A 24,807-nucleotide genomic window follows, 5' to 3' on the forward strand; every position below is an offset into this window, starting at 1 on the left:
GCCACCGGTCTCGGGCAGGCGCGCGGAGCGAGTGCAGCGAGCGCAGCGCGCATGCCCGTCGTGACGGGGGGTTTGGGGGGGCGCCCCCCAATCAACTCCTGCGCATGCCCTCGCTGATCTTTTCGGCGGCGGCGACGACGGGGGCGGCGTGCAGGCGGCCGGGGGAGCGGGTGAGGCGTTCGAGGGGACCGGAGACGGAGACGGCGGCGATGACGCGGCCGCCGGCGCCGCGGATGGGAGCGGACACCGAGCCGACGCCCTGCTCGCGCTCGCCCACGGACTGGGCCCAGCCGCGGCGGCGGACGGAGGCCAGGGCGGTGGCCTCGAACTTGGCGCCGCGCAGGCCGCGGTGCATCCGGTCGGGCTCCTCCCAGGCGAGCAGGATCTGCGCGGCGGACCCGGCGGTCATCGGCAGGGCCGCGCCGACGGGGATGGTGTCGCGCAGGCCGCTGGTGCGCTCGGCGGCGGCGACGCAGACGCGGACGTCGCCCTGGCGGCGGAACAGGGAGGCGCTCTCGCCGGTGTGGTCGCGCAGCTGGGCGAGGATCGGCTGGGCGATGGCGAGCAGGCGGTCCTCGCCGGCGGCGACGGCCAGCTCGGCGAGGCGCGGGCCGAGGATGAACCGGCCCTGGGTGTCGCGGTGGACGAGGCGGTGGTGCTCCAGCGCGACGGCGAGCCGGTGGGCCGTGGGGCGGGCGAGGCCGGTGGTCTGCACGAGCTGCGCGAGCGAGGCGGGACCGGCCTCGAGCGCGTTCAGCACCAGAACCGCTTTGTCAAGTACGCCGACTCCGCTAGAGTTGTCCATGTCTTGATATTGCCGTCTCGTAATTTGAGATGCAAATCAACCGGACCGGACCCCGGCGCGACGGCGCGCCGGACGATCATGACAGGTGAGGTGGGTGTGATGGGCCGTACATTGGCCGAGAAGGTGTACGACGCGCACGTCGTGCGGCGTGCCGAGGGTGAGCCCGACCTCCTCTACATCGACCTGCACCTGGTGCACGAGGTCACCAGCCCCCAGGCGTTCGACGGGCTGCGGATGGCCGGCCGCCAGGTGCGCCGCCCCGACCTGACGATCGCCACCGAGGACCACAACGTCCCGACCACGGACCTGCTCAAGCCGATCGCCGACCCGGTGTCGCGCACCCAGGTCGAGACGCTCCGCAAGAACTGCTCCGACTTCGGCGTCCGGCTGCACCCCATGGGCGACGACGGGCAGGGCATCGTCCACGTCATCGGCCCGCAGCTGGGCCTGACCCAGCCCGGCATGACCGTGGTCTGCGGCGACTCGCACACCTCCACGCACGGCGCGTTCGGCGCGCTGGCGTTCGGCATCGGCACCAGCGAGGTCGAGCACGTCCTCGCCACGCAGACGCTGCCGCAGATCCAGCCGAAGACCATGGCCGTCACGGTCGAAGGCGCGCTGCCCGAGGGCGTCACCGCCAAGGACCTGATCCTGGCGATCATCGCGCGGATCGGCACCGGCGGCGGCCAGGGCCACATCATCGAGTACCGCGGCGAAGCCATCCGCTCGCTGTCGATGGAAGGCCGCATGACGGTCTGCAACATGTCCATCGAGGCCGGCGCCCGCGCCGGGATGATCGCCCCCGACGAGACCACGTTCGCCTACCTCAAGGGCCGCCCGAACGCCCCGAAGGGCGCCGACTGGGACGAGGCCGTCGAGTACTGGACGTCCCTGCGCACCGACGACGACGCGGTCTTCGACAAGGAGGTCGTGATCGACGCGGCCGAGCTGACCCCGTTCGTCACCTGGGGCACCAACCCCGGCCAGGGCCTGCCGCTCGGCGAGTCCGTGCCCGACCCCGCGGCCATCGACGACCCGGTGAAGCGGCAGAACGCCGAGCGGGCCCTGGAGTACATGGGCCTCACCGCCGGGACGCCGCTGCGCGAGATCAGGGTCGACACCGTCTTCGTCGGCTCCTGCACCAACGGCCGCATCGAGGACCTGCGGGCCGTCGCGGGCGTGCTGGAGGGCCGCAAGGTCGCCGACGGCGTCCGGATGCTGGTCGTCCCCGGCTCGATGGAGGTCAAGAAGCAGGCCGAGGCGGAGGGCCTCGACCGGGTCATCTCCGCCTCCGGCGCCGAATGGCGCGAGGCCGGCTGCTCGATGTGCCTGGCGATGAACCCCGACAAGCTCACCCCCGGCGAGCGCAGCGCCTCCACGTCCAACCGCAACTTCGAGGGCCGGCAGGGCCCCGGCGGCCGCACCCACCTGGTGTCGCCCGCCGTCGCCGCCGCCACCGCCGTCACCGGCCGCCTGGCCGCCCCCGCCGACCTGTAAGGAGCCGACATGGAAGCGTTCACCACCTACACCGGGCGCGCCGTCCCGCTGCGGCGCAGCAACGTCGACACCGACCAGATCATCCCGGCCGTCTGGCTCAAGCAGGTCAGCCGCACCGGATTCGACAAGGGCCTGTTCTCCGCCTGGCGCGAGGACCCCGGTTTCGTCCTGAACCAGCCGCAGTACGCGGGCGCCGGCATCCTGGTGGCCGGCCCCGACTTCGGCACCGGCTCGTCCCGCGAGCACGCCGTCTGGGCCCTGCAGCAGTACGGCTTCCGCGTCGTCATCGCGCCGCGCTTCGGTGACATCTTCCGCAACAACTCCACCAAGATGGGGCTGCTGCCGGTCGTGCTGACCGACGAGCAGGTCGAGAACCTGCAAAGCGCTATTGAGAAGGACCCCGCCCTCGAGATCACCGTCGACCTGGAGAAGCGCGAGGTCCGCTGGGGCGCCGACGTCGCCACCTTCGAGATCGACGACTACACCCGCTGGCGGCTCATGGAAGGCCTGGACGACATCGGCCTGACCCTCCGCCACGGCGACGCCATCAACGACTACGAAGCCGCCCGGCGCCCCTGGCTCCCAGTGACTGTGTAGCCCAGGGGGACGACCCCCCTGGAACCCCCCGTTGCGGCCGAGAGGCTGTTTCAACACTCCGCTAGCGCTCCGCGTTGAAACAGCCTCTCGGCCGTCGGGCAGGCCCGCTCCGCTCGCTGCGCTCGCTCCACGTGCCTGCCCGTGGCGGTGGCTGAGGTTCAACCTGCTCGGGGTTGGGCTTCGACCTTTCCGGAGGTCGGGCTTCAACCTTCCCGGGGGTTGGGCTTCGACTCTCCCGCGGTTGGGCTTCGGGGCTGTGCGCGGGGTGTTGGCGGGACCCGGTGTGGGGGTCGCGTAGCCTCGCGCGGGAGAATTCGTCCAGGGGACGATGATGCCCGAGCGTTGGGGGGCTTTCGTGAACGCCACGCCGTGGACCGGACCGGAGTGGGACGACCCGGCTCTGACCCGGCTCGCCCGGCAGCTGCGCGACGCGCATCGGGCCGTGGCGCCGCTCCCGCCGCAGACCCGGCGGCGGCTGATCCGCCACCTCCTGGCGATCACCGATCTGGCCAAAAGGGACTCCGACCTCGCCGCCCGCAGGCTGGAGGCGTTCCTGGCCGATTTCCACGAGGCGCCCGGCGTCCGTTAGCGTGCGCAGTGGCCGGATCCGGTCCGGTCACCCGGCGAGACGGGGGCGAGGCCGACAAAAACGCCAGCGACACGGCAACTCTTGCGTGCAGGTGATTGTGTCCATGCTGAGGGTCCCTTAGTTTCGTTCGGGCAAGGGGGGAACTAGAGGAGTAACCCATGAACAAGCGTGAGCTGGTCGACGCCATCTCTGACCGGCTGGGCAGCAAGAAGGCCGCAGCCGAGGCCGTCGACGCGATCCTGGAGGCGATCCAGTCCGCGGTCGCCAAGGGCGACAAGGTGGCGATCACCGGGTTCGGTTCGTTCGAGAAGGCCGACCGGCCTGCCCGGACGGCCCGCAACCCCGCAACGGGCAAGACCATCGAGGTTCCCGCGACGTCCGTGCCGAAGTTCAAGGCCGGTGCGGACTTCAAGAACCTGGTGGCCGGCAAGAAGTAGCCGCACGCGACAGCGCCCGGGACCGCATCGGTCCCGGGCGCTGTCGTGTTCTCACGCCTCCCGGGGCGGCAGCGGGAACGTCGACAGCGTCACCACCGAGACCCGGCCGCCGTCCATCGCCAGGTTCACCCGCTGCCCGAAGCGCAGCAGCCGCAGGCCGCCCGCCGCGAACGCCTCGGCGTCGAACGGCAGCTCGGTCCCGTCGTCCAGCAGCACGCTCCCCGTCCGCGTGCCCGCGTCGAAGTCCTTCACCGTCGCCTGCATGCGCGAACCCTATCCCCGGCCGTGGCCGGCGGACGGTGCGAACTCGGGGAGGAGGGCGGCGACGGCGGCGGTCCTCGGGCCGGTGCCGAGGGCGAGGGCGGCGCGCAGGTCGTCGGGGGTGTCGACGTCGCGGCGCACGCTGTCGGTGCCGGGCAGCAGCAGTTCGCGGGCGCCGCGCGCGCGGTGGGCGGCGCGGGAGTCGCCGCCGAAGGCGGGGGAGAAGGGGACGCCGGGACGCGCCGTGTAGAGGGTGGTGCCGACGCCCGCCGCGTCCGGGACGAACGCCTCGGGCGCCCGCGCGGCCGCGTCGAGGACGCGCGCGAGCTCGTCCGGCCGCAGCGCGGGCAGGTCGGCCGACAGTGCGCCGACGCCCGCGTCCGGGGACAGCTCGCGGCCGCGTCCGGCCCCGTGCACCAGGGCCGGGTTCAGCCCCGCGTCCGGCTCGTCCGGGACGATCCGCGCGCCGAGCGCGGCCAGCTCGGCGGCCGGGACGGGATCGTCGGTGACCACTATCACATCGCGGACGCGGGGGCAGCGCAGCGCCGCCGCGACGGTGTCCGCGGCGACCGCCAGGGCGAGCGCCTCGCGGTGCGGCCCCGCCGCCGCGGACATGCGGGTCTTGGCCCTGGCCAGCACCTTGACCGGCACGACGAGCGACCACTGCTGATGAGGCGCGCTGGGCGCTGGGGTAGACATGGCAACTCGACACTATGCGCAGACAACCGCGACACTTGAGGACACCCCGCGTTCACGCCGGGTACGGATCGAGGAGGGACGGGCCATGAGCCACGGGTACTCGCCTGGCTGGCGCAAGCTCACGATCGTCATCCTGCGGCCCCTGCTGTTCGGGCTGCTGAGACGGGACTGGCGCGGCCGGGGCAACGTGCCCAGGACGGGCGGCGTGATCATCGCCGCCAACCACATCTCCGAGTCCGACCCGCTCGCCCTTGCGCACTTCGTCTACGAGGCCGGCCGGTACCCGGTGTACCTGGCCAAGGACGCGCTGTTCAGCACGCCGATCGTGGGGACGGTGATGCGCGGCACCGGCCAGATCCCGGTGTACCGCGACAGCGCCGACGCCGCGCTGGCGCTCAGGGACGCCGAGAAGGCGCTGGTGGACGGCGAGTGCCTGATGTTCTACCCGGAGGGCAGCTGCACCCGCGACCCCGAGCTGTGGCCGATGACCGGCCAGACGGGCGTGGCGCGGATGGCGCTGCAGACCGGCGCGAAGGTCGTCCCGGTCGCGACGTGGGGCGCGCACGAGCTGCTGCCGTACAAGAAGGCCGAGCAGCGCGGGCTCGCCGGGAGCCTGAAGAAGGGGTTCCACCCGTTCCCGCGCAAGACGATGCAGGTGATCGCGGGCCCGCCGATCGACCTGTCGAAGTACGAGGGGCGCCCGCTCGACAAGGAGACGCTGCGCGCCGCCACCGACGACATCATGACCGTGATCAGCGAGCTGCTCGGTGAACTGCGCGGCGAGCGGCCGCCCGCCGAGCGCTACGACCACCACAAGGTGCTGGAGGAGCGGCGCCGCGCCGCGGCCGCCGCGGTGCCCGGCCCGGCCGAGCCGGTCGAGCCGGTCGAGCCGGCGGACCGCGACGCCGTCGCCGCCCCGGACGCCGCCGTCTCCGACGCCGCCGAGGCGCAGGCCGGCACGCCCGCCGCCGCGGGCGGCGACGCCCCCGGGACCGCCGGCCCCACCGGGACCGCGAAGGCGGGTGACTCGTGACCTGCCGCACCGCGGTGATGGGCGCCGGGTCCTGGGGGACCACGTTCGCCAAGCTGGTGCACGACGCGGGCGGGGAGGTCACCCTGTGGGCGCGCCGCCCCGAGCTCGTCGAGGCGATCAACGAGCGGCACGAGAACACCGACTACCTGCCCGGCGCCCCGCTGCCCGAGCCGATCCGGGCGACCCTGGACCCGGCCGAGGCGCTGGAGGGCGCCGACTTCGTGGCGCTGGCCGTCCCGGCGCAGACGCTCCGCGACAACCTGTCGGCGTGGGTGCCGCTGCTGCCGCCCGGCGCCGTCCTGGTCAGCCTGATGAAGGGCGTGGAGCTCGGCACCACCCGGCGGATGTCGGAGGTGGTCCGCGAGGTCGCCGACGTCCCCGAGGAGCGGGTCGCGGTGTTCAGCGGCCCGAACGTGGCGCGCGAGATCGTGACCGGCGAGCCGAGCGCCGCGGTCGCCGCGTGCGTGGACGAGGAGGCCGCGCGGCAGCTGCAGGCCGCGACCATGACCCCCTACTTCCGCGTCTACACCTCCACCGACGTGATCGGCGTCGAGCTCGGCGGGGCGATCAAGAACGTCGTCGCGCTGTGCGTCGGGATGTCGGTCGGGCTCGGCTTCGGGTCCAACACCCAGGCGGTGCTGATGACCCGCGGGCTCGCCGAGATCACCCGGCTCGGGATCGCGCTCGGCGCCGACGAGCACACCTTCGCCGGGCTCGCCGGGATGGGCGACCTGGTCGCCTCCTGCGTGTCGCCGCTGGCCCGGAACCGGACCTTCGGCGAGAACCTCGGCCGCGGGATGACCCTCGAGCAGGTCATCGCCGTCACCAAGCAGACCGCCGAGGGCGTGAAGTCCTCGGAGGCGGTGCTGGAGCTGGCCCGCAAGCACAACGTGGAGATGCCGATCACCGAGGCGGTCGTCTCGGTGCTGTACCGCGGCACCCCGATCCGGGAGGCGGCGATCGCGCTGATCTCCCGCTCGCCGAAGCCGGAACGGTACGGGGTGTGACGCGCCCGCGGCGGGCCGGCGGGCGGCCGGGGCGCGCCCGGATCGTTCGTGGCCGGTCCGTACCGATCACCGATAGGGTCGGGAATCATGTCCGAGGTTTCTAAGACGCGCGTGGCCGTGGTGTTCGGCGGGCGCAGCTCCGAGCACGCGATCTCCTGCGTCACCGCGGGCGCCGTGATGGCCGCGATCGACCGGGACCGCTACGACGTGCTGCCGATCGGCATCGCCCGCGACGGCCGCTGGGTGCTCGCCCCGGAGGACCAGCGGCTCGCGATCGAGGACGGCCGGCTCCCCGAGGTGTCCGGCGCCGGCAGCGCCCTCGCGCTGCCGTTCGACCCCGACGACCGCGGCCTGATGGTCGTCGAGCCCGGGAAGGTCCCCGCCACGCTCGGCGAGGTCGACGTCGTCCTGCCGCTGCTGCACGGCCCGTACGGCGAGGACGGCACCATCCAGGGGCTGCTCGACCTGGCCGGCGTCCGCTATGTCGGCGCCGGGGTGCTCGCCAGCGCGGTCGGCATGGACAAGGGGTTCATGAAGCTGGTCTGGCAGGCGCGCGGGCTGCCCGTCGGCCCGTACGTGCTGATCGGCGACCGGGAGTGGCGGCGCGAGCGCAAGCGCAAGCTCGACGAGGTCAAGGAGCAGCTGGGGCTCGTCGCCGGCCGCGCGGTGTTCGTCAAGCCGGCCCGCGCCGGGTCGAGCATGGGCATCACCCGGGTCGCCGCCGAGGCCGACCTGGAGGCGGCGGTCGAGATGGCCCGCGAGCACGACCCCAAGGTGATCGTGGAGGCGGCGATCGAGGGCCGCGAGATCGAGTGCGGCGTGCTGCAGGGCCTGGACGACGGCCCGCCCGAGGCCAGCCTGCCCGCCGAGGTGCTGACGGCGAGCGGCCACGACTTCTACGACTTCGAGACCAAGTACCTCGACGCCGGCACCCGGATGGTCATCCCGCCGGACCTGCCCGCCGAGGCGATCGACGAGGTCCGGACGGTCGCGGCGCAGGCGTTCGAGGCGCTGGACTGCGAGGGCCTCGCCCGGGTCGACTTCTTCCACACCCCCGACGGCCGCTGGATCCTCAACGAGATCAACACGATGCCCGGCTTCACCCCGGCGTCGGCGTTCCCGCAGATGTGGGCCGCGACCGGCCTGGACTACCCGTCCCTGGTCGACCGCCTGATCCAGACGGCGCTGCGCCGCCCCATCGGCCTGCGCTGACACGGCACCGGGCGGCTCTTCCGCCCGTGGTGAAGGCCGGGTGACCTGACGTTCGCGGCCGTGAAATCCGGCGGAAACGGGGCCGGGACAGGATCGGATCGTTCCCGGTCGCCGTTCTGGAAGGACGCCCCGCCTTGACGCTCTCACCCGCCGTGCTGCCCGTCCCGTCCGCCGCGCCCGCCGCCGCGGAGGTGACGCGGCCGGTCCCCGGCCACAACCGGTGGCACGCCGCGATCCCCGGCGTCGCCGAAGTGATCACCGGCGGTTCGGTCCGGCTGGAGTGCGCGGGCCGCGAACCGGGGGAGGACCCGGTGCTGTGCGGCCCCCTCGTGGTCGTCGGCGCCGAGCCCGGCGACGTCATCGTGGTGGACGTCCTCGGCGTCGGCCGCGCCGACGGGCTGTACTGCGCGTCCGGGCATCCCGGCGTCATCGGCTGCGCCCCGCCCGAGCGGTCCGTCCGCGCGGCGGCGCCGGAGGATGCGGGCCCGGTGCTGCTCGGCGGCGTCCATCCGGCGCTGCGCGCGCGGGTCGAGGCGGAGGCGGTGCGAAGCCGGGCGCGCGGCCGGGACATCGGCGGCTGCGCGATCGCGCCGCTCACCGCCGGGTCGCGGATCCTGCTGCCCGTCCACGTGCGCGGCGCGAAGCTGTCGGCGGGCGACCTGCACTTCCCCGCGCGCGGCACGCTCGACTGCGCGGCGGCCGCGCTGCCCGGCTGGATCGACCTGCGGATCAACCTGACCCGGCGCGGGGTCGAGCGGTTCCGGGTGGACGGGCCGATGCTGATGCCCTCCCCGTCTCCCCGGATCGCCTAGCGGAGGCTCGGGGCCGGGCCGATGGCCTGGAGCGCCAGGGCCGTCTCGTGTTCCAGGGCCGCGCGCTCGTCGCGCCCGGCCTGGCCGAGGATGGACGCGCGGGCGGCCTGGAGCGCGGGTTCGGGCAGGGACGCCAGGCGCGCGGCCAGCGCCAGCGCGGCCGGGAGCGCCTCTCCGGCGGGAGTGAGTTCGCTGATCAGGCCGCAGCCGAGGGCCTCGCGGGCGGGGACGCGGCGCGCGGTGAGCGCGATCTCGAGGGCGCGCGCGATGCCGATGAGGCGGGGCAGGCGGACCGTGCCGCCGTCCAGTGACGGAAGGCCGTGCTCCAGGTTGAGGAAGCCGAACTCGGCGGTCTCGGACGCGACGCGCAGGTCGCACCAGAGGGCCAGCTCGAACCCGCCGCCGAAGCAGTAGCCCTCGATCGCGGCGATGACCGGCTTGGACGGCGGCGTGCGGGTGACCGCCATCGGCGGCGGGCCGTCGGCGGTGGGCGGCGGGAAGTCGCCGGCGGCCATCGCCTTGAGGTCGTTGCCCGCGCAGAACGTCCCGCCCGCGCCGGTCAGGACGGCGACCCGCGCGTCGCCGTCCGCGAACTCCTCGAAGGCGCGCGCCAGCCCGGCGGCGGTCGGGACGTCGACCGCGTTGCGGCGGGCGGGCCGGTCGAGGGTGATGATCTGGACGGCGCCGTCGCGCTCGGTCCGCACGGTCATGGGGGCCTCCGGTCTGAATAGATTGATCGTCATATTAGATAGATCGATCTAGCGGCGACAAGGGCTAGGGTGGGGCCATGGCGCGCGACACCCGGACCCGGCTGCTGGAGGCGAGCGCCCGGCTCTTCCGCGAGCAGGGGTACGCCGGCACCGGGCTGAAGCAGATCACGTCGGCGGGCGAGGCCCCCTGGGGCTCGCTGTACCACTTCTTCCCGGGCGGGAAGGAGCAGCTCGGCGCCGAGGCGGTCGCGCACTCGGGCGACCGGTACCTGAAGCTGTTCGACATCGTCTTCGACGGGGCGGGCGGCGATCTCGTGCGGTCGGTCCGCGACTTCTTCCAGCTCAGCGTCGAGGCGCTGGAGCGGTCGGGCTGGGCGGACGGGTGCCCCATCGCGACCGTGGCGCTGGAGACCGCGAGCACGAGCGAGCCGCTGCGGCACGCGTGCGCCGAGGTGTTCGCGGCCTGGCAGGAGGCGGTCGCGCGGCGGCTGCGGGCGGCCGGGCTGCCGGACGGGCAGGCCGCCGACCTCGCGACGTACGTGCTGAGCGCCTTCGAGGGCGCGATCGTCCTCAGCCGGACGGCGCACGACACGCGGGCGCTGAGGGTGACCGGCGGCATCGTCGCCGAGACCGTCCGGGCCTCCCTTCCCTGACCGCGGACGCGGGGGTGACGATCCTCACCGGACCGTGCCATTGTTGGGCGCCGGAGCCGCCGGTAACTTACTGGACAGTTCGTCAATAACCCGTGGCGCGCGGGAGGGAAGCCCATGTCGGTTCAGCGTCCGCCGGTGCGGCCCCCGGAGCCGGAGAACATCGTCCTGCAGGCCCGGGACGTCCGGTTCGACTGGTCGGACGTCCCGCTGCACTGGATCCCCCGCGACCCGGTGGCGACCCACCTCATCAACGTCCTGCACATGCTGCTGCCCGCCGGTGAGGAGTGGTTCGTCCGGGTGTTCAAGGAGGCCGTCCCCTACATCAGGGACGACCGGCTCCGCGAGGACGTGCTCGGCTTCATCGGGCAGGAGGCCATGCACGCCGCCTCCCACGACGCCGTCCTCGACCACTTCGTCGAGCAGGGCCTGGACGTGCGGCCATTCGTCCGGCAGGTCGAGTTCGTCTTCGAGGACCTGCTCGGCGACCGCGGCCTGGAGGGCGAGCGCAGGCGCGCCTGGCTGTTCGAGCGGATCGCGCTGATCGCCGCGATCGAGCACTTCACCGGCGTGCTCGGCGACTGGATCCTGAACGCGCGGGCGCTGGACGAGGCGGGCGCGCACCCGATGATGCTGGACCTGCTGCGCTGGCACAGCGCCGAGGAGGTCGAGCACCGGCACGTCGCGCACGACCTGTTCATGCACCTCGACGGCTCCTACGGGGCCCGGCTCCGTGCGATGGGCGAGACGATCACCATGCTCGGCGCGCTGTGGCACCGCGGGCACCGCTTCCTGATGGCCCGGGACCCCCTCGTCCGGGGACGGATCAAGGGCGGGATGCGGCATCTGCGCCGCACCGGCCCGGCGGGCCTCACCCCCAGCGGCCGGATGGTCGGCGCCTCGGTGGTCCGCTACCTCAAACGCTCCTACAGCCCGCTGAACGAGGGGTCCACCAGCCAGGCACTGGCCTACCTGGCCTCCTCCCCGGCGGCGCGGGCGGCGCAGCGATGATCCCGCCCGACCTGCGGGGCCGGCGCGAGCGCGACCCGTTCTGGGTGGCGGTGAACGCCGCGTTCAACGGCATCCAGCGCTTCCGGTCACTGCGCGCGCCCGCGCCGCCGCGCGTCCGCCCGGTCGACCGGACGATGCGGCTGATCGTCCTGGAGGTGCGCCCCGAGGCCGAGGACGTGGCGTCGGTCCGCCTCGGCGCCGTCGACGGGCGCGCCCTGCCCGGCTGGCAGCCCGGCTGCCATCTGGACGTCCTGCTTCCCTCCGGGCGCCGCCGCCAGTACTCGCTGTGCGGGGACCCGGCCGACCGGCGCACGTACCGCATCGCCGTCCGCCGCCTGCCGGACGGGGGCGGCGGCTCCGTGGAGATGCACTCCCTTCAGGAAGGCGCGTCGCTCGCCGTGCAGGGGCCGCGGAACGCGTTCCCGTTCCTGGCGCACGACCGGTACCTGTTCCTGGCGGGCGGTATCGGCATCACGCCGATCCTGCCGATGGTCACGGCCGCCGAACGGTTCGGCGCGAACTGGCGCCTCGTCTACACCGGCCGGACCCGGGCGTCCTTGCCGTTCCTCGACGAACTGCCCACGGGACGCGTGACGGTCCGCACCGACGACGAGCACGGCGTCCCGTCCGCCGCAGATCTCCTCGGCGACGTCACCGGTGGGACCGCCGTGTACTGCTGCGGCCCCGCCCCGATGATCGACGCCGTCCGCGCGGCGGTCGGCCCGGACGCGACGCTGCACTACGAGCGGTTCGCGCCATCGCCGATCGTCGGGGGGAAGCCGTTCGAGGTGGAGTTGCGGCGCAGCGGCCGGGTCCTCGCGGTGCCCGCCGACCGGTCCGCCCTCGACGTCATCCGGGACGTGCTTCCGGACGTGGCCTACTCCTGCCGGCAGGGGTACTGCGGCACCTGCCGGACCGGCGTGCGGGCCGGCGACGTCGACGACCGCGCGCCGTCCGACCAGGGCGACGCCACCATGCTGACCTGCGTCTCGCGCGCCACCGGCGGGCGGATCACCCTCGATCTGTGACCCGGCGGCGGCCCCGGCCGCCACCGGAATATGCCAGGCTTGGGGGATCTGGTCCCGCCCCGAGGAGAACGCGCCGTGCCGCCTGCCGACCTGCCGGACCGCATCGGCCCCTACCGGGTGGTGGACCGGCTCGGCGAGGGCGGGATGGGCACGGTCTACGTCGGGCTCGACGGCACCGGCCGCAAGGTCGCGATCAAGGTGATCCGGCGCGAGTACGCCGCCGACCGGCAGTACCGCGCGCGGTTCCAGGCGGAGGTGGCGGCGGCGCAGCGCGTCCGCCCGTTCTGCACCGCGCCGGTGCTGGACGCCGACCCGCTGGCCGACCCGCCGTACCTGGTGACCGAGTTCGTGAACGGCCCCAGCCTGGACGCCGCCGTCGACAAGGACGGCCCGCTGCGCGGCGCCGACCTGGAGGCCGTTGCGGTCGGCATCGCCACCGCGCTCACCGCGATCCACGACGCCGGCGTCGTGCACCGCGACCTGAAGCCGGCGAACGTCCTGCTGTCCACCTTCGGCCCGCGCGTGATCGACTTCGGCATCGCCCGGTCGGTGGACGGGACGCGCCTCACAGCGACCGGCGGCATCGTCGGCACCCCCGCGTTCATGGCGCCCGAGCAGCTGGACGGGCGCGGAGCGACCTCCGCGTCCGACGTGTTCGCCTGGGGCGCGACCGTGGCGTTCGCCGCGCGCGGCGGCCCCTGCTTCGGCGGCGACTCGATCCCGGCGATCATCCACCGGATCGTCAGCGGCGAACCCGACCTCGGCGGGCTGCACGGGACGCTGCTGGGCGCCGTCGAGGCCGCGCTCGCCAAGGACCCGGCGCGCCGCCCGTCCGCCCAGGCGCTCCTGGACCGCCTGATCTCCGGCGGCGCGCCGCGGCAGATCCCGGCCGCCCCGTCGCGGACCGGCGCGTCCGACCGAGGGCCGCAGACCCCGCCGCCCGCCGCGCGGCACACGGGCCTGTCCCAGACACCGCCCCCGCCGCACGCGCAGACGCCGCCGCCCGGCCCCGCGCCGTCGCCCGCGCTGGCGGCGGGCGAGGCCGACGCGCTCGTCGAACGGCAGTACCGGCAGGCCGCCCAGGCGGGCGACCCGTCAGCGATGCGCAACCTCGCGGTGCTGCTGAGCATGCAGGGCCGCACGGCCGAGGCCGAGTCGTGGCAGAAGTACGCCGACGCGGTCGCCTCCCGGCAGGCGCCGTACGCGCCGCCGGCGGCCGCCGGCGCGTACGGTCCGTCGACGCAGCCGCCGCATGCAGCCGGAGCCCGGCCGAACCCGTACGCCAAGCGGTCCTACAACCACGCCTCGATCTACGCGCTGACCTGCGGGCTGGTCGGGCTGATCTCCTGCGGGCTGACCTCCATCCCGGCGATCGTCGCCGGGCACATCGCGTGGGCGCGGGTGCGCCGGTCCGGGCAGCGCGGCCTCGGCTTCGCGATCACCGGGATCTCGCTCGGCTGGCTCATGGTCGCGTTCTGGCTGCTGGTCCTGCTCGGCTGGTCGCTGCCGGACGACACCTCCGGCGGCTGAGCGCCGCCCGCCCGCCCGCGCGATAAATGCGTTGCCGGCCCCGCGCGGCGGATGGCACCGTGGAACACGTCAGCCCGTCCAAGACGGTGACACGAGACCTCGAGAGGAGGACCGGCCATGGCGATGGAGCAGCTACGACTTCGACTGCCTTCGGCGTCGCACGCCCGCCCCGGCCGGTATCCCCTCTTCTAGAGGCCCCCTGGCCGAGCCGCCGCGAGCGACGCCTCGCACAGACCTGCGGCTCTACCCCAACAGGCAGAGGGGCCATCCTCAGACGGTGGACGTTCCGGGTTCGAATCCCGGGAGCCGCACGCACGCCTCCGTAGTCCAACGGTAGAGACAGCGGCATGAGGTGCCGTGTGCTGGGGGTTCGAATCCCTCCGGAGGTACGGCGCGGGCCATGGTGCCCGCACACGGGGCGGCGCCGACGTGGGAGAGTCGGGCCTGTCTGTAAAACAGGTGCATTGTCTGAGCGGGTTCGAATCCCGCCCGCCCCACCGCGACCCCCGACGCGCTCAGCGCTGGCGTTCGTGGATGTAGAGCTCCTTGCGGCCGGCGGGACCGACCGCGCGGTGGTCCGGGATCGGCAGCTCGTAGCGGACCTTCCGCAGGTGGTCGCCGTACTGCCGGTCGGCGTTGTAGACCGACCGGAACTTCCAGATCGACCGGGCGAAGTTCGTCTGCCCGCGCCACAGGTGGCGGCCCATGATGCCGAGCGTCTGGGCCGCCGCGGCGACGCCGAGATGCTTGCGGTTCATCACCGCCTGGGTCCGCACCAGCTCGCGGTAGAACTCGTGCAGCGGCAGGTTCGTCGGCACGACCGCGTGCTGGATGTCGAAGAGCCGGTAGTCGCGGGTGGTGAGCTTGCGCGACTCGGTGTGCCAGATCTCCGTGCCGGGATAGGGCGTCATCACCGTGAGGTTGACGATCTCCGGCACCGACAGCGCCCACTCGCGGACGAGCTTGAACTGCCGCGAATCCCACGTCGGGTCGACGATCAGGTTGACGGCGACGGTGAGGCCCATCGCCCGCGCGAGCTCCAGGGCCTTGATGTTGGTGTCGGGGCTCGTCCGCTTGCGGTACCGGTCGAGGCCCTCCTCGTCGAGCGCCTCCATGCCGAGGAACATGTAGTTCAGGCCGAGCCGCCGCCACCGCTCGAAGACCTCCGGATGGCGCAGCAGCACGTCCGCGCGGGTCTCCAGGTAGTACTCCTTGCGGATGCCGCGCCGCTCCACCTCGGCGGCGATCGCGTCGCCGTGCTCGGGCTTGATGAACGCGACGTCGTCCACGATGAACAGGCCGGGCTCGCGGATCGAGGCGATCTCTTCCGCGGCGGCCTGCGCCGACACCTTCCGGTAGGTGCGGCCGTAGAACGTCCACGCGCTGCAGAACGAGCAGTCCCACGGGCAGCCGCGGGTGAACTCGATGGACGCGGCCGGGTCCAGGACGCCGATGAAGTACCGGTGGCGGCGCCTCGTCAGGTCCCGCGCGGGCCGGGGCGCGTCGAGGCTGTCGAGCAGCAGCGGCACCTTCTTGCAGGTGCCCTCGGCGGTCACCGCGCCCGGCACCTCGCCGAGTCCGCCGTCGCGCGCCGCCTCCAGCAGCAGCGGCGCCGCCACCTCGCCCTCGCCGCGCAGCACCGCGTCCAGCGCCCCGTTGGCCTGGTCGAGGACGTGCGCGGCGATGAACGACACGCTGTGCCCGCCCGCGAAGACGAAGCAGCGCGGCAGCCGGCGCTTGACCTCCTTGGCGAGGTCGAGCACCTCCGGCACGTTGGCCAGGTAGTTCACCCCGAAGCCGACCGCCTCGGGCTGGAACTCGCGCAGCTCGCGGCGCAGGTCGTCGTGGGTGAAGACCTGGAGGTCCAGCAGCCGGACCTGGTGCCCGGCGGCGCGCAGCGCGGCGGCGACCCGCTCCACGCCGAGCGGCTCCAGCCGCAGGAAGATCTCCGAGTACATCAGGCCGCTGGGATGGACCAAGAGGGTGCGCATGGGTTCCTTCCCGGCTCAGCGGGTGTCTCCGTGGGTCTGCCGGGCGCGCTCGCCCGCACAGCGGACTGTTACCCGTGATCACACAGGGTTAACAAAGTTGCCGGAGCGTCGCCGTCGAACTAATGTCCGGACATGTGTCCGGAGACCTGACGACCGAGCCCACCCGCCGCCGCCTCACCCCGCGGCAGGCCGACACGGTGCGGCGGCTCACCGACGCCGCCGTCGAGGAGGTCCGCGACACCGGCTACGAGGGGCTGACCGTCCGCAACGTGGCCCGCCGCGCGGGCGTCGCGCCGGCCACCGCCTACACCTACTTCGCGTCCAAGAACCACCTGATCACCGAGGTGTTCTGGCGGCGGCTCAGCGCGCTGCCGGACGTCGGGCCCGGCGGCCCGGACGGCTCCGGCGGGGCGGCCGCGCGGGTCGAGCGGGTGCTGCGCGAGATCGTGCTGCTGGTCTCCGACGAACCCGAACTCGCGGCGGCGTGCACCACCGCGATGCTCGGCACCGACCCCGACGTCCGCGAACTGCGCGGCCGCATCGGCGCCGCGATCCGCGCCCGGCTGCGCGCGGCGCTCGGCGAGCACGCCGACCCGGCGGTCCTCGGCACGCTGGAGATGGCCTACTCCGGCGCGCTCCTGCAGGCGGGCATGGGCTACACCTCCTACGCCCGCATCGCCGACCGGCTCGCCGAGGCGGCGCGGCTCATCCTCACCGGCCCGCGCCAGGCCGGCCCGGGGTCCCGCTAGATCTGCCCCTCGGGCTTGGCCGGGATCGTCGCCTTGATCGCGGGGGTCAGCTCGATCAGCACGTCCCCGGCCGGCCGGTACTTCGCCGGGACGGTCACCTCGACGTAGGCCTGCCGGCCCACCGCCGTCCAGGTCACCGGCCGGTCCACCGGCTCCCCGAACCAGCTGATCCCGTTGATGTCCACCAGCTGCGACGTCTGCCGCAGCGTGGCCGGGACCGGCACGCCGCAGCGCAGCGCGATCGCCGGCGACCCCCACGCGGCCGTCAGCTGCGAATCGGGCTTCGTGTCGCGCAGCGATTGGCCATGCACCTTCGCGGGCAGCCGCAGCCCTTCGCAGAGCCGGAGCGTCGCCGTGTCCGGACGCGGCACCGGGACCTCCACGGCCCCGTCCCCGCAGGCCGCGGGCAGCAGCGCGAGCGGGACCAGCAGCACCGGCGCCCAGCGGACCCGGAACCGGTCAGATATGGACAATGGGGCACGTGAGGGTGCGCGTGATCCCCTCGACCGTCTGGATCTGCGCGACGACGAGCTTGCCCAGCTCGTCCACATTCCGCGCCTCCGCTCGGACGATCACGTCGTAGGGTCCCGTGACGTCCTCCGCCAGGGTCACGCCCGGAACACCGGAGATGTGGCCCGCGACCTCGGCCGCCTTGCCCACTTCTGTCTGGATGAGGATGTAGGCCTGCACCAACACGTCCTCCCAGGGCGGAGAAATAGCCGTCGGACGGTCACCGTATCGTGTTACGCGCCGCCGCGGGCGCCCGGGGGGCGCACAGTACGGGCACAGAACGGCCACCAGGCCCGCATGGCACGGGCACGGTGCGCGCACGGGGCCGGACGGGGCGGGCGGTACAGGGTCGCGAAGCGGGAACGGGGCGGATGGGCACCATCGGGGAGCTGGGGGAGTTCGGGCTGATCGGCGAACTGACGCGCGGGCTGCCGCAGGGGGCCGACGTCCGGCTCGGCCCCGGCGACGACGCCGCGGTCATCGCCGCGCCGGACGGACGGGTCGTCGCCACCACCGACCTGCTCGTCGAGGGGCGGCACTTCCGCCGCGACTGGTCGGGCCCCTACGACATCGGCCGCAAGGCCGCCGCGCAGAACCTCGCCGACGTCGTCGCGATGGGCGCCCGCCCGACCGCGCTGCTCGTCGGGTTCGCGGCGCCGCCGTCCACCGACGCCGGCTGGGCCGTCCGGCTCTACGAGGGGCTCGCCGACGAGTGCCGCCGCGCGGGCGCGTCCGTCGCGGGCGGCGACGTGGTCGGCGCACCTCAGGTCACCCTCGCCGTCACCGCGCTCGGCGACCTGGCCGGCGCGCGCCCGCTCACCAGGTCCGGCGCGCGCCCCGGCGACGTCGTCGCCGTGCGGGGCAGGCTCGGTCACGCCTCCGCCGGGTGGGCGCTCCTCGCCGAGGGGCGGGACGGCCCCGCCGAGCTGATCGCCGCGCACCGCCGTCCCGAGCCGCCCTACGAGGCGGGGGCCGAAGCGCGGAAGGCGGGCGCGACGGCGCTGCTCGACGTCAGCGACGGCCTCGTCCAGGACCTCGGGCACATCGCCGCGGCGAGCGGGGTGCGGATCGACGTCGACTCCGCGACACTGGTCGTCCCGGAGGTCCTCGGCCCGGACGGGCTGCGGCACGTGCTCACCGGCGGCGAGGACCACGGGTTCGCCGCGACGTTCCCGCCGGATTCGCCGCCGCCCCCGTCCTGGACGGTGATCGGAGCCGTACGGGAGGGGGACGGGGTGCGCGTCGACGGGCGCGTTCCGGACGCCGCCGGATGGGACCATTTCCGGGGGTGAACAGCCCATTAACGCCGGAGGTCCGCCGGTGCGCTTTCCCGCATCCGGTAGGCATGTTTGGTACTGGTTTGGTATACATCCTGTGATCGAAGAGGAATGGGATGGGACGACACACCAAGCGCGAGCAATCCGAGGACGAGCCCGTGCCGGACGATCCGGCGCCGACGGGACCGTTCTACGGAGCTCCCCCCGGACCGTCCTTCGAGGCCTTCTCCGGCCCGACCGACGACCAGGTGTTCTTCTCCTACGAACCCTTCCCGGCCGGTACGCCCGCGGGCCCGCCGCCCGCCGCGCAGCGCCAGCACGGCCCTCCGGAGCAGCTCCGCTTCGAGCCCTACCCCGGTGACTACCCGGGCGGCCTGCCCGCCTCCGTCACCGGCCACGACGACCGCGCCTACGGCGACGGGCCCTTCCCGGGCCCGGCCGACGACCGCGCTCCCATCCCCGCCGCCGCTCCCGCCCCCGGCCACCCGGACGACCCCGCGCCCGCCGCTTCGGCGCCCGCCGCACCCGGCGACGACCCGGCTCAGCCCCGCTCGGCCCGGACCCGCGTCGCCAGGCTCGTCTCCGCGCTGCCCGTCCCGATGCTGCCGATCGTCGCGCTCGTCATCGCCGTCGGCGTCGTCGCGTACGCGCTGAGCACCCAGCAGATCTCCCTCAACTTCGCCGGCGGCGCCCCCAAGGACCCGGTCAACCCGCGCGACAGCACGGTCTCCCAGCGCGGGCCGGGCAACCGCGCCAGCCGCGCGAGCCGCCCCGACGGGCTCGTCATCGCCTTCCACGTGACGTCCCGCACCAGCACGGCGTTCCGGGCCACCGGCACCATCACCAACCAGGGCCGCAACCCCGTCGAGCGCTGGGCGGTGGCCTTCCGGATCCCGGACGTGACGTTCCGCGCGGTCAGCGGCGCGACCCTGGTGAAGACCGGCAAGCTCCTCTACGTCCGCGGCCGTGCCGGGATCGCGCCGGGGCGCTCGGTCCAGTTCGTGTTCACCGCGACCGGCAAGCCCCGCAAGCCGACCTACTGCATCATGAACAGCCTGGCCTGCACCATCCTGTGACACCCCGGCCGGGAGCGGCGCCGCGCTACAGATCGCCATAGAGTGGACGCCATGCAGCAGAACGCGTCCGCGCCCCGCCAGGCCCCGCCCCTCGTGCTCACGATCGCGGGCTCGGACTCCGGCGGCGGCGCCGGGATCCAGGCGGACCTGAAGACCATGCTCGCCCTCGGCGTGCACGGGATGAGCGTCGTCGCCGCCGTCACCGCGCAGAACTCCCTCGGCGTCCAGGGCTACTGGGAGCTGCCGGCGGAGGCCGTCCGGGCGCAGCTGGACTCCGTGCTGTCCGACATCGGCGTGCACGCGATCAAGACCGGGATGCTGGCGTCCACCGCGCTCGTCGAGACCGTCGCCGAGGCGCTGGCCGCCTCCGACGCCCCGTCCGTCGTGGACCCGGTCGGCGTCTCCAAGCACGGCGACTCGCTGCTGGCGCCGGACGCCGTCGACGCCGTCCGCTCGGCGCTGCTGCCCGCCGCGACGGTCGTCACCCCGAACCTCTACGAGGTCGAGCAGCTCACCGGTGTGAAGGTGGTGGACGAGGCGGGCCTGCGCGAGGCCGCCGAAGCGGTCAAGGCGCTCGGCCCCCGCTGGGTGCTGATCAAGGGCGGCCACCTGCCGGGCGAACCCGCCGACCTGCTGTTCGACGGGGAGCGCGAGCACCGCTTCACCGCGCCGCGGCACGACAACCGGCACACCCACGGCACCGGCTGCACGCTCGCGTCCGCGATCGCCTCGCACCTGGCGCTCGGCGACGACGTCCCGACGGCCGTCGGTAAGGCCAAGGAGTACGTCACCGGCGCGATCGCGGCGGGGTTCCCCCTCGGCGCCGGTATCGGCCCGGTCGACCATGGCTGGCGATGGCGCTGACACAACCCCGGCCCAAGGGCCTCGCCTAGCGGCTCGGCCCTTGACCGTGCTTGGGCGAGTGCGGCATCGCTTCGCGCTCTTCCCGGGGGAGGCTCGCCTCCACCGGTCAGTCAACGCGCTCGCTTGGCGGCTGCGCGCCGAAAAGAGGTCCGGACATGCGAAAGTCGGTTCACCGGGCCTTCCCGATGAACCGACTCAGGCCCGGCCGAACCGACTCGGCCGCGTGCTCAGACGGTCGGCTTGACGATCTTGCCGGCCTTGATGCAGGAGGTGCAGACGTTGATCCGCTTGGTGCTGCCGTTCACGACGGCGCGCACGCGCTGGATGTTGGGGTTCCAGCGGCGCGGGGTGCGGCGGTGCGAGTGGGAGACGCGCATGCCGAAACCGGGTCCCTTGCCGCAGACGTCGCAGACGGAAGCCACGGGAAACTCCAAGTGGGTGTCGATGCTCTACCGGAGCGCAACCGTCGCCGCCGCGGGCGGGCCGGGTGTCATGAGCGCTCACTGATGAGCGCCTCGGACGAGGCGCACGGATCAGACTAGCCGAACGGCCCACGACTAAGCGAATCGATCCCGCGGTCAGGTGCCTGGCGCCCGGTGGGGAGCGCACTGCAAGATGACCCGATGGTCCTTGATGCGGCGTCGGTGCGTCGATGGTGCAGGCTCGCGGCGGACGCGCTCGGCCGCACCCGCGGGGAGATCGACGCGCTGAACGTGTTCCCCGTGCCCGACGGCGACACCGGCACGAACCTGCATCTGACGGTGCTCGCGGCGGCGGACGCGGCGGACGCCCTGCCGCCCGGCGCGGGCGCGGCGGACGTGTGGCGGGCGCTCTCCCAGGCCGCGATGCTGGGCGCCCGCGGCAACTCCGGGGTGATCCTGAGCCAGGTCCTGCGGGGCATGACCGAGGTCCTCGTGGCGGCGGTGCGGCCGGACGGCGAGGCCCTGGCGGAGGCGCTGAAGCATGCGTCGGCACTGGCCAGGACGGCGGTCGAGCATCCCGTCGACGGCACGATCCTGAGCGTGCTGGACGAGGCGGCCTCCGCCGGGTCGGCCGCGTCCGGCGCGGGCCTGGCCGGGACGGCCCGCGCGGCGGCGGACGGCGCGCGCCGGGCCCTGCGCCAGACCACCGGGCAGCTCGACGTGCTGGCCCGCAGCGGGGTGGTGGACGCGGGCGCCGCCGGGATGTGCGTGGTGCTCGACGCGCTCACCGCCGTGGTCACCGACGAGTACCCGGAGCACTACGAGGTCCCGTCCCGCACCGCCGGCACGGCGCGGCCGCAGGCCGGGCCGCCCGAGCCCCAGGGCCCCGGTTACGAGGTCATGTACCTGCTGGACGCGCCGGACGAGGCCGTCCACCGACTGCGGGAGAAGCTCGACGGCCTCGGCGACTCGCTCGTCGTGGTGGGCGGCGACGGCCTGTGGAACGTCCACGTGCACGTCGACGACGCGGGCGCGGCGATCGAGGCGGGCATGGCCGCCGGGCGCCCGCACCGCCTCCGCGTCACCTACCTGCACGCCGCCACCGGCGAGGGGCACCCGCCGCACGTCGGCCGCGCCGTGATCGCGGTGACCGCCGCCGACGGGCTGGCCGCCCTGTTCGAGGAGGCCGGGGCCAAGGTGGTGCGGCGCGAGCCCGGCGCGGTGCCGCCGCTGGCGGTACTGGCCGAGGCGATCCTGGCGGCCGGCGACGAGGTGGTGGTGCTGCCGAACGAGCCGGAGGTCCTCGCGCTCGCCGAGGCCGCCGCCGAACGCGCCCGCGACGGCGGCGCCCGGATAGCGGTGGTGCCCGCCAAGGCGTCCGTGCAGGGGCTCGCGGCGCTCGCGGTGCACGACCCGCTGCGCCGCTTCGGCGAGGACGTGATCGAGATGACGCGGGCCGCCGGCGCCACCCGGTTCGGGCACCTGGAGGTGGCCGCACAGGAGGCGGTGACGAGCGTCGGCCTGTGCCGTCCCGGTGACGTCCTCGGTCTGATCGAGGGCGACGTCGCGACGATCGGCTCGGACATCGCGCAGGTCGCCCGGAACGTCCTGGACCGGATGCTGTCCGGCGGCGGCGAGCTGGTCACGCTGGTCGCCGGGCGGCACGCGCCGCCCGGGCTGGCCGGGACGCTGGAGGAGCACCTGCGCGGCGCCCATCCCGACGTGGAGGTCGGCGTCTACGACGGAGCGCAGCACCGCTACCCGCTGCTCGTCGGAGTCGAGTGATTGCCGTCCCCGGCATGGGCTAGAAAGGAGTCCGTGGCGAATCTCGACGAGCCGTTGCGCAAGGTCCTGGGCGACAAGACCGCCAAGGTGCTGGAGAAGGGCCTCGACCTGGGCACGGTCGGCGACCTCCTGCACCACTACCCGCGCCGCTACGCCACCCGGGGCGAGCTGACCCCGTTGAACGAGCTGCTCGACGGCGAGCACGTCACCGTCATGGCGGAGGTCGTGAAGGTCCAGGGCCGCACGCTGACCCGCAGTCCCGGCTACGTCCTGGAGATCACCGTCACCGACGGGACGGGGCAGCTGAAGCTGAGCTTCTTCGGCCGCAAGGGCTCCTACCGTCCCGAGAAGGACCTCTCGCCGGGCACCCGCGGCCTGTTCGCGGGAAAGATCAGCACCTACCGGCCGCGCAGCGGGAACGTCCAGCGCCAGCTCACCCACCCGCAGTACAAGGTCGTCGCCGAGCGGACCGCCGAGCAGGCCGCGCAGGAGTGGGCCGACGAGATCATCCCGATCTACCCGTCGACCAAGGGCCTGGACATCGAGACCATCGGCAAGTCGGTCGGGATGGTCCTGGACCAGCTCGACCTCTCCGCCGACCCGATGCCCGAGACGCTGCTGCGCCGCCGCGACCTCATCGGCCTGCGCGAGGCTTATGAAGGCATCCACCGCCCCAAGAGCTGGGACGAGCTGAGCCGCGCCCGCGCCCGCCTGAAGTGGGACGAGGCGTTCGTGGTGCAGGTCGCGCTGGCGCAGCGCCGGCTGGCCGCAGCCGCGCTCCCGGCCAAGCCGCGCCCGCCGTCCTTCGGCGGCGTCCTCGCCGAGTTCGACGCCCGCCTGCCGTTCGAGCTGACCAAGGGCCAGCGCGAGGTCGGCGACGAGATCGCCGCCGACCTCGCCCTGGAACACCCCATGCACCGCCTCCTCCAGGGCGACGTCGGAGCCGGCAAGACCGTGATCGCATTGCGGGCGATGTTGCAGGTGGTGGACGGGGGCGGGCAGGCGGCGCTGCTGGCGCCGACCGAGGTGCTCGCGCAGCAGCACTACCGGTCGATCACCGGGATGCTCGGCGACCTGGCGCAGGCGGGGCAGATCGGCGGCGCGGAGCACGCGACGCGGGTGGCGCTGCTCACCGGGTCGCAGGGGGCGAAGGCGCGCAAGGCGGCGCTGCTGGACGCGGCGTCCGGCACGGCCGGGATCGTCGTCGGCACGCACGCGCTGCTGCAGGAGACCGTGCAGTTCGCCGACCTCGGGCTCGTGGTGGTGGACGAGCAGCACCGGTTCGGCGTCGAGCAGCGGGACGCGCTGCGCGAGAAGGTCGACGGCGGCCGTCCGCACGTGCTGGTGATGACGGCGACGCCGATCCCGCGGACGGTGGCGATGACCGTGTTCGGCGACCTGGAGACGTCCGTGCTGGGGCAGTTGCCTGCGGGGCGCTCGGAGATCCAGACGCATGTGGTGCCGCCCGAGCGGCCGAACTTCCTCGCGCGCACGTGGGAGCGCATCCGGGAGGAGGCCGCGCAGGGGCGGCAGGTCTACATCGTCTGCCCGCGCATCGGGGAGAAGGAGGGCGACGAGGGCGACGCCGTCGCCGCCGACGAGGACGGCCGGCGCTCCCCGCTCGGCATCATGGAGCTGCTGCCGCAGCTGGAGGAACTGCTGGCCGGGCTGCGGATCGGTGTCCTGCACGGCAAGCTGCATCCCGACGAGAAGGAAGCGGTGATGCGCCGCTTCACCGAGCGGGAGCTGGACGTCCTGCTCGCGACGACGGTGATCGAGGTCGGAGTGGACGTGCCGAACGCGACCGTGATGGTGATCATGGACGCGGACCGGTTCGGGGTGTCCCAGCTGCACCAGCTGCGCGGCCGGGTCGGGCGGGGCTCCCTGCACGGGCTGTGCCTGCTGGTGACCGACGCCGAGCCGGGGAGCAAGGCGCGCGAGCGGCTGGACGCGGTGGCCTCCACGACCGACGGGTTCCGGCTGTCGCGGCTCGACCTGGAGCAGCGGCGCGAGGGCGACGTGCTGGGCGCCGCGCAGGCGGGCCGCGCGTCGAGCCTGCGGCTGCTGACGCTGCAGCGCGACGAGGACGTCATCCGCGACGCGCGCGAGGAGGCGACGTCGCTGGTCGAGGCCGACCCCGACCTGTCCGGCCACCCGGGCCTGGCGACCGTGCTGGCGTCGCTGCTGGACGAGGACCGCGCCGACTTCCTGGAAAAGGCCTAATTCCTACCTATTAAGTTGACTTTACGCCGGTT

The 24,807-nt window shown here is 73.7% G+C and carries 26 protein-coding genes and 3 tRNA genes; 21 read left to right on the forward strand and 8 right to left on the reverse strand.

Translation table 11 applies throughout. The features are described 5' to 3' along the window. Window positions 1-91: 91 nt before the first annotated feature. The gene (locus QP089_RS31500; protein ID WP_285916466.1) at window positions 92-805 is read right to left on the reverse strand and encodes an IclR family transcriptional regulator; all 714 of its coding nucleotides are present in this window, start codon (window positions 803-805) and stop codon (window positions 92-94) included. A 99-nt stretch (window positions 806-904) separates the two neighbouring features. On the opposite strand from QP089_RS31500, the gene leuC reads away from it, so the two are divergent. From leuC to QP089_RS31520, 4 genes are all read left to right on the forward strand, one after another. Next, entirely contained in the window at window positions 905-2,302 is a 1,398-nt protein-coding gene (gene leuC / locus QP089_RS31505) for a 3-isopropylmalate dehydratase large subunit (protein ID WP_285916468.1), read from the forward strand. A gap of 9 nt (window positions 2,303-2,311) precedes the next feature. After that, window positions 2,312-2,899 carry a 3-isopropylmalate dehydratase small subunit gene (gene leuD / locus QP089_RS31510; RefSeq protein ID WP_285916470.1) on the forward strand — a complete coding sequence of 196 codons (588 nt, stop codon included), beginning with the start codon at window positions 2,312-2,314 and terminating at the stop codon, window positions 2,897-2,899. A 355-nt stretch (window positions 2,900-3,254) separates the two neighbouring features. Next, window positions 3,255-3,488 (forward strand): SCO5555 family protein, encoded by a 234-nt coding sequence (locus tag QP089_RS31515; protein ID WP_285916471.1) that lies wholly within the window; start codon window positions 3,255-3,257, stop codon window positions 3,486-3,488. A 158-nt stretch (window positions 3,489-3,646) separates the two neighbouring features. Beyond that, window positions 3,647-3,925, forward strand: coding sequence for an HU family DNA-binding protein (locus QP089_RS31520; RefSeq protein ID WP_151542535.1), 279 nt, complete (start codon window positions 3,647-3,649; stop codon window positions 3,923-3,925). A gap of 51 nt (window positions 3,926-3,976) precedes the next feature. On the opposite strand, the gene QP089_RS31525 is transcribed toward QP089_RS31520, so the two are convergent. Both QP089_RS31525 and cofC read right to left on the reverse strand, forming a co-directional pair. Beyond that, on the reverse strand, window positions 3,977-4,189 hold the full coding sequence (locus QP089_RS31525; RefSeq protein ID WP_285916474.1) for a hypothetical protein: 213 nt from the start codon (window positions 4,187-4,189) through the stop codon (window positions 3,977-3,979). Window positions 4,190-4,198: 9 nt separating this feature from the next. Beyond that, on the reverse strand, window positions 4,199-4,885 hold the full coding sequence (gene cofC, locus QP089_RS31530; protein ID WP_285916475.1) for a 2-phospho-L-lactate guanylyltransferase: 687 nt from the start codon (window positions 4,883-4,885) through the stop codon (window positions 4,199-4,201). 85 nt (window positions 4,886-4,970) lie between these two features. On the opposite strand from cofC, the gene QP089_RS31535 reads away from it, so the two are divergent. The 4 genes from QP089_RS31535 (at window position 4,971) to QP089_RS31550 (ending at window position 8,949) form a co-directional block, all read left to right on the forward strand. Next, on the forward strand, window positions 4,971-5,918 hold the full coding sequence (locus QP089_RS31535; RefSeq protein WP_285916476.1) for a lysophospholipid acyltransferase family protein: 948 nt from the start codon (window positions 4,971-4,973) through the stop codon (window positions 5,916-5,918). Between the two features lie 17 nt (window positions 5,919-5,935). Next, window positions 5,936-6,925, forward strand: a complete 990-nt coding sequence (locus tag QP089_RS31540) for an NAD(P)H-dependent glycerol-3-phosphate dehydrogenase (RefSeq protein ID WP_285916751.1) — start codon at window positions 5,936-5,938, stop codon at window positions 6,923-6,925. An 87-nt stretch (window positions 6,926-7,012) separates the two neighbouring features. Continuing rightward, window positions 7,013-8,137 carry a D-alanine--D-alanine ligase family protein gene (locus QP089_RS31545; protein WP_285916477.1) on the forward strand — a complete coding sequence of 375 codons (1,125 nt, stop codon included), beginning with the start codon at window positions 7,013-7,015 and terminating at the stop codon, window positions 8,135-8,137. 134 nt (window positions 8,138-8,271) lie between these two features. Next, window positions 8,272-8,949 carry an acetamidase/formamidase family protein gene (locus tag QP089_RS31550; protein ID WP_285916478.1) on the forward strand — a complete coding sequence of 226 codons (678 nt, stop codon included), beginning with the start codon at window positions 8,272-8,274 and terminating at the stop codon, window positions 8,947-8,949. Here the strand turns inward: QP089_RS31550 and QP089_RS31555 are convergent. After that, entirely contained in the window at window positions 8,946-9,659 is a 714-nt protein-coding gene (locus tag QP089_RS31555) for an enoyl-CoA hydratase-related protein (protein ID WP_285916479.1), read from the reverse strand. The genes QP089_RS31550 and QP089_RS31555 overlap by 4 nt on opposite strands. Window positions 9,660-9,736: 77 nt before the next feature. Here QP089_RS31555 and QP089_RS31560 point away from each other — a divergent pair, with 77 nt between their 5' ends. The 7 genes from QP089_RS31560 (at window position 9,737) to QP089_RS31590 (ending at window position 14,375) form a co-directional block, all read left to right on the forward strand. Further along, window positions 9,737-10,312, forward strand: coding sequence for a TetR/AcrR family transcriptional regulator (locus tag QP089_RS31560; protein ID WP_285916480.1), 576 nt, complete (start codon window positions 9,737-9,739; stop codon window positions 10,310-10,312). Window positions 10,313-10,426: 114 nt separating this feature from the next. Continuing rightward, a complete protein-coding gene (locus QP089_RS31565) occupies window positions 10,427-11,320 on the forward strand; it encodes a metal-dependent hydrolase (RefSeq protein WP_285916482.1) in 894 nt (297 codons plus the stop codon). Further along, window positions 11,317-12,348, forward strand: a complete 1,032-nt coding sequence (locus tag QP089_RS31570) for a PDR/VanB family oxidoreductase (RefSeq protein WP_285916484.1) — start codon at window positions 11,317-11,319, stop codon at window positions 12,346-12,348. Before QP089_RS31565 ends, QP089_RS31570 begins: the two co-directional genes overlap by 4 nt. Before the next feature lie 75 nt (window positions 12,349-12,423). Next, entirely contained in the window at window positions 12,424-13,878 is a 1,455-nt protein-coding gene (locus tag QP089_RS31575; protein ID WP_285916486.1) for a protein kinase domain-containing protein, read from the forward strand. A gap of 237 nt (window positions 13,879-14,115) precedes the next feature. Beyond that, window positions 14,116-14,189, forward strand: a tRNA-Leu gene (locus QP089_RS31580). Between the two features lie 5 nt (window positions 14,190-14,194). Further along, a tRNA-Leu gene (locus QP089_RS31585) sits at window positions 14,195-14,267 on the forward strand. 26 nt (window positions 14,268-14,293) lie between these two features. Then, window positions 14,294-14,375: transfer RNA gene (locus QP089_RS31590), tRNA-Tyr, on the forward strand. An 18-nt stretch (window positions 14,376-14,393) separates the two neighbouring features. Here QP089_RS31590 and hpnR read toward each other — a convergent pair. Then, on the reverse strand, window positions 14,394-15,869 hold the full coding sequence (gene hpnR, locus QP089_RS31595; RefSeq protein WP_285916488.1) for a hopanoid C-3 methylase HpnR: 1,476 nt from the start codon (window positions 15,867-15,869) through the stop codon (window positions 14,394-14,396). A gap of 134 nt (window positions 15,870-16,003) precedes the next feature. Here hpnR and QP089_RS31600 point away from each other — a divergent pair, with 134 nt between their 5' ends. Then, a complete protein-coding gene (locus tag QP089_RS31600; protein WP_285916490.1) occupies window positions 16,004-16,618 on the forward strand; it encodes a TetR/AcrR family transcriptional regulator in 615 nt (204 codons plus the stop codon). Here the strand turns inward: QP089_RS31600 and QP089_RS31605 are convergent. Continuing rightward, window positions 16,615-17,091, reverse strand: a complete 477-nt coding sequence (locus tag QP089_RS31605) for a DUF3515 domain-containing protein (RefSeq protein WP_285916491.1) — start codon at window positions 17,089-17,091, stop codon at window positions 16,615-16,617. The two genes, QP089_RS31600 and QP089_RS31605, sit on opposite strands and share 4 nt — an antisense overlap. Beyond that, window positions 17,078-17,311, reverse strand: coding sequence for an Lrp/AsnC family transcriptional regulator (locus tag QP089_RS31610; protein WP_151542521.1), 234 nt, complete (start codon window positions 17,309-17,311; stop codon window positions 17,078-17,080). The genes QP089_RS31605 and QP089_RS31610 overlap by 14 nt, the downstream gene beginning before the upstream one ends. 188 nt (window positions 17,312-17,499) lie before the next feature. On the opposite strand from QP089_RS31610, the gene QP089_RS31615 reads away from it, so the two are divergent. The 3 genes from QP089_RS31615 (at window position 17,500) to thiD (ending at window position 20,345) form a co-directional block, all read left to right on the forward strand. After that, window positions 17,500-18,420 carry a thiamine-phosphate kinase gene (locus tag QP089_RS31615; protein WP_285916493.1) on the forward strand — a complete coding sequence of 307 codons (921 nt, stop codon included), beginning with the start codon at window positions 17,500-17,502 and terminating at the stop codon, window positions 18,418-18,420. A 101-nt stretch (window positions 18,421-18,521) separates the two neighbouring features. Next, entirely contained in the window at window positions 18,522-19,481 is a 960-nt protein-coding gene (locus tag QP089_RS31620) for a cellulose binding domain-containing protein (protein ID WP_285916496.1), read from the forward strand. Between the two features lie 51 nt (window positions 19,482-19,532). Beyond that, a complete protein-coding gene (gene thiD / locus QP089_RS31625) occupies window positions 19,533-20,345 on the forward strand; it encodes a bifunctional hydroxymethylpyrimidine kinase/phosphomethylpyrimidine kinase (protein ID WP_285916498.1) in 813 nt (270 codons plus the stop codon). 227 nt (window positions 20,346-20,572) lie between these two features. On the opposite strand, the gene rpmB is transcribed toward thiD, so the two are convergent. Beyond that, window positions 20,573-20,767, reverse strand: a complete 195-nt coding sequence (gene rpmB / locus QP089_RS31630) for a 50S ribosomal protein L28 (protein ID WP_285916499.1) — start codon at window positions 20,765-20,767, stop codon at window positions 20,573-20,575. Between the two features lie 201 nt (window positions 20,768-20,968). Here rpmB and QP089_RS31635 point away from each other — a divergent pair, with 201 nt between their 5' ends. Further along, the gene (locus QP089_RS31635) at window positions 20,969-22,552 is read left to right on the forward strand and encodes a fatty acid kinase ATP-binding subunit FakA (protein ID WP_285916501.1); all 1,584 of its coding nucleotides are present in this window, start codon (window positions 20,969-20,971) and stop codon (window positions 22,550-22,552) included. Window positions 22,553-22,585: 33 nt separating this feature from the next. Next, window positions 22,586-24,775, forward strand: coding sequence for an ATP-dependent DNA helicase RecG (recG, locus tag QP089_RS31640; protein WP_285916503.1), 2,190 nt, complete (start codon window positions 22,586-22,588; stop codon window positions 24,773-24,775). The last annotated feature ends 32 nt before the right edge of the window (window positions 24,776-24,807 follow it).

Origin of the sequence: Actinomadura opuntiae (assembly GCF_030283205.1) — a bacterium.
GTDB lineage: Bacteria > Actinomycetota > Actinomycetes > Streptosporangiales > Streptosporangiaceae > Spirillospora.

Bases quoted from the DNA above. Each gene is read 5' to 3' on its own strand.
- QP089_RS31535 (WP_285916476.1), top strand. From the start codon at position 4,971: ATGAGCCACGGGTACTCGCCTGGCTGGCGCAAGCTCACGATCGTCATC.
- QP089_RS31500 (WP_285916466.1), bottom strand. From the start codon at position 805: ATGGACAACTCTAGCGGAGTCGGCGTACTTGACAAAGCGGTTCTGGTG.
- QP089_RS31620 (WP_285916496.1), top strand. From the start codon at position 18,522: ATGGGACGACACACCAAGCGCGAGCAATCCGAGGACGAGCCCGTGCCG.
- QP089_RS31540 (WP_285916751.1), top strand. From the start codon at position 5,936: ATGGGCGCCGGGTCCTGGGGGACCACGTTCGCCAAGCTGGTGCACGAC.
- QP089_RS31525 (WP_285916474.1), bottom strand. From the start codon at position 4,189: ATGCAGGCGACGGTGAAGGACTTCGACGCGGGCACGCGGACGGGGAGC.
- hpnR (WP_285916488.1), bottom strand. From the start codon at position 15,869: ATGCGCACCCTCTTGGTCCATCCCAGCGGCCTGATGTACTCGGAGATC.
- cofC (WP_285916475.1), bottom strand. From the start codon at position 4,885: ATGTCTACCCCAGCGCCCAGCGCGCCTCATCAGCAGTGGTCGCTCGTC.
- QP089_RS31570 (WP_285916484.1), top strand. From the start codon at position 11,317: ATGATCCCGCCCGACCTGCGGGGCCGGCGCGAGCGCGACCCGTTCTGG.
- QP089_RS31520 (WP_151542535.1), top strand. From the start codon at position 3,647: ATGAACAAGCGTGAGCTGGTCGACGCCATCTCTGACCGGCTGGGCAGC.
- QP089_RS31615 (WP_285916493.1), top strand. From the start codon at position 17,500: ATGGGCACCATCGGGGAGCTGGGGGAGTTCGGGCTGATCGGCGAACTG.
- QP089_RS31545 (WP_285916477.1), top strand. From the start codon at position 7,013: ATGTCCGAGGTTTCTAAGACGCGCGTGGCCGTGGTGTTCGGCGGGCGC.
- QP089_RS31555 (WP_285916479.1), bottom strand. From the start codon at position 9,659: ATGACCGTGCGGACCGAGCGCGACGGCGCCGTCCAGATCATCACCCTC.
- leuD (WP_285916470.1), top strand. From the start codon at position 2,312: ATGGAAGCGTTCACCACCTACACCGGGCGCGCCGTCCCGCTGCGGCGC.
- QP089_RS31635 (WP_285916501.1), top strand. From the start codon at position 20,969: ATGGTCCTTGATGCGGCGTCGGTGCGTCGATGGTGCAGGCTCGCGGCG.
- QP089_RS31560 (WP_285916480.1), top strand. From the start codon at position 9,737: ATGGCGCGCGACACCCGGACCCGGCTGCTGGAGGCGAGCGCCCGGCTC.
- QP089_RS31565 (WP_285916482.1), top strand. From the start codon at position 10,427: ATGTCGGTTCAGCGTCCGCCGGTGCGGCCCCCGGAGCCGGAGAACATC.
- thiD (WP_285916498.1), top strand. From the start codon at position 19,533: ATGCAGCAGAACGCGTCCGCGCCCCGCCAGGCCCCGCCCCTCGTGCTC.
- leuC (WP_285916468.1), top strand. From the start codon at position 905: ATGGGCCGTACATTGGCCGAGAAGGTGTACGACGCGCACGTCGTGCGG.